Origin of the sequence: Streptomyces sp. NPDC035033, from assembly GCF_040636735.1 — a bacterium.
GTDB lineage: Bacteria > Actinomycetota > Actinomycetes > Streptomycetales > Streptomycetaceae > Streptomyces.
The window spans coordinates 1-6,058 of sequence record NZ_JBEZUZ010000179.1; the positions used below are offsets into that span (position 1 = coordinate 1).

The following is a 6,058-nucleotide window of genomic DNA, read 5'->3' on the forward strand; positions in this document are numbered from 1 at the left end:
CCGGGGGCCGGACGTCCGGCCCCCGGCAGGCGGGGTTCCTCAGGCGTGGGTGAGCGGGGGGACCGGGGCGGCCTCGACCGACCGGGCCGCCCGGTCGAGCGCGCTTGCGAGCAGCGCCAGGTCCGTCGGGCCGTTGCCCAGCTCCCGGACCGGGCGGCGGGCGGGCGGGTCGCCCATCCGCTCCCACTCCAGCGGGACGACCGTCGGCCGCAGGGTCGCCGTCCGGGGGATCCGGCCCGTGACGCGGCCCGCCTGGAAGGGCGTCACGCGCCCGTCCGGGTGGCCCAGCCGGCCCCGGCCGGGCGCCGGCACGTCGGGGCCGGGCGCGCTCGGCGGCGCGTCGAGCACCACGCGGAGCCGGGCGCCGTGCGCGAGCTCGGTGTCGGCGGTCCGGTCCGGCCGGGCCGAGGTGGCGACCAGGTGCACCCCGAGCCGTTCCCCGTGCCGCGCGATCGTCTCCAGGACCCGGACGACGGACCCGGCGGCGGGCCGGCCCGGCGCGCCGAGGGCGGGGGCGACGAGCGCGTCGAAGTCGTCGACGAGCACGACGAGCCGGGGCAGCGGGCCCCGTCCGGCGGCGGGACGCGGAAGGTGGTCCTCCTCGCTCCCCGGCCGGGGCACCCGCGCGCCGCCCGCCCCGTGCGCCTCGCCCGCCCGCCGCGTGCGTCCGCTCGCGGCTCCGGTCACGTCGCCGGAGCCCGGGTGGGGCGTGCGTCCGCTCGCGGCTCCGGTCACGTCGCCGGAGCGGGGGTACGGCGTCCGGCCGCTCGCGGTTCCGGGGAGTTCTCCCGCGCCCGGGTGGGCCGTGCGTCCGCTCGCGGCCCCGGGGACGTCGCCGGAGCCCGGGTACGCCGTGCGGCCGCTGGTGGTCCTGGGGAGGTCGGTGGCGCTCGGGTGGGGCGTGCGGGTGCTCGTCGTGCCGGTCACGTCCTCCGTGCCGGGGTAGGGGGCGCGGCCGCCGGGGGCGGGGTACGCCGTCCGGCCGCTCGCGGCGCCCGGGACGTCGCCGGAGCCCGGGTGGGGCGTCCGGCCGCTCGCGGTCCCGGGGAGGTCGCGCGCGCCCGGGTACGCCGTGCGCCCGCTCGCCGTGCCCGGGACCCCGTCCGCCGGGGCGTCGGTGCGGAGGGTGCGGCCGCTGGGGCGGGAGGAGAGGTCGGCGGCCGCCGCGCGGCCGCCGAGACGGCCGCCGAAGGTGGCCGGGAGGTCGCCCACGTGGGCGCGGCCGCCCAGCCGGTCGCTGGGGGTCGACGGGAGCTCGTCCGCGCCCCGGCGCTCGCCGTCGGCGGGACGGGGGATGCGGCCGGAGGGCCGGTCGGCGAGTTCGTCCGGGCCCTGGTACGGCGTCCGGGCCCCCGGCGGGCTGTCGCCCACCGCGCCCGCGCCCGTCCGCAGGGTCCGGCCGCTCGGGCGGTCCCCGAGCTCCGCCGCGCCGGGCAGCCGGACGGCCGCCCGGACGCCCTGGGGCACCGCCTCGGCCGCGCTCGGCGACCGCTGGCCGATCAACGCGCGGGTGCTCCGCCGGTCGGCGAAGTCCGCGTCCCCGAGCAGTTCCGCGCGGCGCTTCAGCTCCGCGCCCAGCGCCTGGGCGAACTCCCGCATCCGGACCGGGTCCGCCGCCACCAGGTGCTCGGTGACGTGCGGCAGCTCCGTACAGGCCGCGAGGCCCTCGCCGCGCTCCCCGCCCGCGCCGTCCACCAGGAGCAGCCCGAGGCGGTCCGGGCGGGCGCCGGCCGCGAGGGAGGCGGCGACGGCGCGCAGCAGCTCCGTACGGCCGCTGCCCGCCGGGCCCTCGATCAGCAGGTGCGGGCCCTCCGCCGTGAGGTCGACGGAGAGGGGGCCGCGCGGGCCGGTGCCGAGGACGGCCGTGCCCTCCCCGGCGGACGCCCAGCGGGCCATCAGGGACGCGGGCGTGGCGCGGGCCAGGCCCAGCTCGTCCAGGAGCCGGGCCGACGGCGGCAGCGCGGCGGCCCGCCCGGGGGCGGCCGACGCCGAGTCCGGGCGCAGCGGGGCCAGCGCCCGCCCGAAGCGCTCCGCCCAGGCGACCGAGACCGCGTCCACGACCCCGACGGTGCCGTGGCCCGCGACCCGCCCGCCGGCCGTCCGCAGCAGTCGCAGCGCCGTCGCCACGTCACCGCTGAGCAGGGCCGCCGCCCCGCACTCGCGGAAGGCGAGGGAGGCCGCGCAGGCCGCCTCGTAGGTGGCGGCGACCGGCGAGGCGGGGGAGGCCGGGGGCGCCTCGGCCAGACAGATCAGGTGGATGCCGGCCGCGGCGCCGGCCCCGGCGAGCCGGGCCACCGACTCGCGGAGCGCCGCCGTGCCGGGGTCGCCGTCCACGACGACGACCGTCGCGGGGCCCTCGTACCGCGCGGCGGCCTCCGCGACCGCGGCCCGGTCCGCGCTGGCCCAGCCGGGCCCGAGCGGGCCGTCGTCCAGGCGCCGGGTCAGCTCCGCCGTACGGGCCCGGGCCTGCTCGCGGTCGTACGCGAGGAGCAGCCGGCAGTCCTGGCCGTGCGCGGGCCGCGCGTGCGGGAGCCAGCCGAGCCAGCCCCAGGCGCGCCGCCGCTCCTCCAGGGAGCGGTTGCGGTCGGCGCTGACCAGGACGATCTCCAGGTCGGCGGGGGAGTGCAGGGCGGCCAGCTGGGCCACCACGGAACGGGCCAGGCCGGCCAGCCGGTCCGCCGGGCCCGCCAGGCCCAGGGAGCCGGCCTCGCGCAGCCCGACGGTGACCGGCACCCCGGACAGCTCCGCGCGGTCGGCGGTGCCGAGCCGGACGGCCAGGGCCTCGGGGTGGCGCGGTCCCCGCTCCCACAGCCGGGGGCCGGGGCCGAGGGCGGTGAGCAGCACGGCCGACGGGTCGGGCCAGGTGTCGGGCGCCGCGAGGGCGCCGGGCGCGAAGGTCCCGGACGGGCCGTCGGCCGGGGACGGGCGGGCGCCGGCCCCGGGCTCCGCCTCGCGGCCGCCCGCGAGCCGCCGGGCCCAGGCGCCGAGCCCGCGCCGGCCGGCCCTGCGGGTGGTCGCGTCGGCGCCGTCCGGGGTCGTGCGGAGGCGGCTGTGGGCCTCGCCCCCGCCGCCCTCGGGCTCGCGCGCCCGCGCGTGCCCCGCGTCCGGCCGGGGCTCGGCGAGCGGCACCCCCTGGGCACCGCCGTGCGTCTCGGGGCCCTGCCCGGTCCAGGCGCCCCCGGCTTCCGCCGTCCCGGCGGGAGCGGGCCACGCGCGCGGGGGGCCGTCCTGGGCGGTCCGGGCGGCGGTCGCGTCCGGCTCCGCGGACCGGGCCGGCCGTGCCGCGCCGTCCTCGGGCCCGGCGGCCGCGGCGGGCGACGGGACACGGAGGTGGCCCTCGCCGTCGGGGGCGGTGGGCAGCGCCCCGGGCTCCGCCGGGCCGCCGGCGGGGGCGGTGAGGCGCAGGGTGGACTCGCCGAGGCGGAGGAGGGCGCCGGGGCGCAGCCGCACCGGGCGGTCGCCGACGGGGACGCCGTCGAGCGTCGTGCCGTTGGTCGAGCCGAGGTCGGCGACGGTGATCCGGCCGTCGTCGGCGACGGTCACCGTGCAGTGGGCGCGGGAGACGTCCGGGTCGTCCAGCGGCACGTCCGCCTCGACGGAACGGCCGATCCTGATCGCCCCGCCGTGCAGCAGGTGCACCCCGCCCGCGTCCGGGCCCGCGACCACGTGCAGCCGGGCGGCGGAGGAGGCGGTGGCGGCGAGGTCGGCCCGGTCGTCCGGATCGGGGGCCTGGAGCGCGAGCACCGCCCCGTCGACCAGCGGCGGCTCGCCCAGCACGCAGCGGCGGGCGTCCAGCCGCTCCGCGCCCGCGTACAGCACGGGCGTGCCGGAGCCGGACGCGTCGGGGCCGGTGACGGCGGCGGCGAGGTTCGAGGCCACGGCGGACAGGGCCGTGCCCGCGGGGGCCGTGACGAGCACGTCGCAGGCGCGCCCGGCGCCGTGGCCGGCGTGCGGCGCGAGGACGGTCAGCCGGATCTGCATCGCCGTCAGCGGTCCCTTCTGCGCGAGCTGCCCGGCGGAGGGACCGCCCCGTGTCTCCCCCCACCCGGCACGGACGCGTCGCCCGGTACAGGTCGGCACGGCGCGGGGGCTCCCGACCCCACCGATGCGACGTGCTGGAGGCATCCTCGCACCTGCCGCAGACAACCCGCCGCCGGGTCACCCCGAAGTGATCTTGAAGGGTCCTCCGGAGCCTCCGGGCGTGACGCGAAAACGCCAGGTCGGGCAGGGCCGCGAAGCCGGTGCGGCAACCATCCCGGCCGGAGGAGCGTCTTCTTCCGGACAAGTTCGGACGGAATCCCGGCGGTGGATCCGCCCGTGGTTCCGCCCGTGCGTCCGGGCGGCGACGGACGACCGCCCGACGGCCTCCGGGTTCGGACGGGTCAGCGGAAATCCGCCTGTGGACGACCGGGCTGTGACCCGTTCGGCGGCACTAGAGTGGGTCGGACACCCGGACGGGTCACAACAGAGAACAAGAGGACCTCCGGGGCCCCGGCTCGGTACGCCGAGCGGTACCGGCCACCAGGACCACGATCAGCAGGGAGCGCGTGACGTGCGGCCAATCGGCAGCAAGTACCTGCTCGAGGAGCCGCTCGGCCGCGGCGCCACGGGCACCGTCTGGCGAGCCCGCCAGAGGGAGACGGCGGGAGCCGAGGCGGCCGTGCCCGGCCAGCCCGGCGAGACCGTCGCGATCAAGGTCCTCAAGGAGGAGCTGGCCAACGACGCGGACATCGTGATGCGCTTCCTGCGCGAGCGGTCCGTCCTCCTCCGGCTCACGCACCCGAACATCGTGCGCACCCGCGACCTGGTCGTCGAGGGCGACGTCCTGGCCCTGGTCATGGACCTCGTCGAGGGCCCCGACCTCCACCGCTACCTGCGGGAGAGCGGCCCGCTGACGCCGGTCGCCGCCGCCCTGCTCACCGCGCAGATCGCCGACGCGCTCGCCGCCAGCCACGCCGACGGCGTCGTCCACCGCGACCTCAAGCCGGCCAACGTGCTGCTGGCCGAGCGGGACGGCGCCATGCACCCGATGCTGACCGACTTCGGCATCGCGCGCCTCGCCGACTCCCCGGGCCTCACCCGCACCCACGAGTTCGTCGGCACGCCCGCGTACGTGGCGCCGGAGTCCGCCGAGGGCCGCCCGCAGACCTCCGCCGTCGACATCTACGGCGCCGGCATCCTCCTGTACGAGCTGGTCACCGGCCGTCCGCCGTTCGCCGGCGGCACCGCCCTCGAAGTCCTCCACATGCACCTCAGCGAGGAGCCCCGCCGGCCCTCCACCGTGCCCGGCCCGCTGTGGACGGTCATCGAGCGCTGCCTCAGCAAGGACCCGGACCGGCGGCCCAGCGCCGTCAACCTGGCGCGCGGCCTGCGCACGGTCGCCGCCGGCATCGGCGTCCACGCCTCGCCCGCCCAGATCGAGGCCGCCGAGGGCGTCGGCGCCCTCCTCGCCCCGGACCCCGACCCGGCGCAGGTCCCGCAGACCCCCGGCGCCGCGGACCCCACGCAGGTGCTGCCCGCCGGCTCCGGCGCGCCCGCGGCCTTCGACCCGGCCGCCGCCACCAGCGTCCTGCCCACCAGCGGACCGGCCGGCGCCGCCGACCCCACCGCGGTGCTGCCGACGGGCGGCCCCGCCGGCGCGGCGGACCCGACCGCCGTCATGCCCGCCATGCCGGCGGACCCGCCGGCGGAGGACCCGCACCCCTGGCAGACCCAGCTCCGCGCGGCCCGCGACCGCAACGAGCAGACCCAGGTCCAGTACCTGGACCCCGCCGAGGACCCGCTGCGCCGCCGCCCCCCGCGCCGCCCGCAGCAGCCGCCGCAGGCCCCGCCGTACCAGCAGGGGCCCCCGCCGCAGCAGTACCAGCAGCAGCCCCAGGGGCACCAGCGGCCGCAGCAGCCGCCGTACCAGCAGCAGCGGCCCGCCCCGCGCCCGCCGCAGCCGTACCAGCAGCCGCAGCAGCCCGCCCCGCAGCCGTACGCGCCCCCGCAGCCCCCGCAGCAGCAGTACGCGCCGCCCCAGCAGCCGCAGCAGCCCCAGCGGCCGCAGCCGCCCGCC

General features: G+C 80.6%; 2 protein-coding genes. One reads left to right on the plus strand and one right to left on the minus strand.

What is annotated here, in order from left to right; genetic code table 11:
* Nucleotides 1-39: 39 nt before the first annotated feature.
* Nucleotides 40-3,981, minus strand: coding sequence for an FHA domain-containing protein (locus tag AB0E83_RS34775; protein WP_362120719.1), 3,942 nt, complete (start codon nt 3,979-3,981; stop codon nt 40-42).
* 571 nt (nt 3,982-4,552) lie between these two features.
* Between AB0E83_RS34775 and AB0E83_RS34780 the strand changes: the two genes are divergently transcribed.
* On the plus strand, nt 4,553-6,058 hold a 1,506-nt coding region (locus tag AB0E83_RS34780; protein ID WP_362120721.1), incomplete at its 3' end, for a protein kinase.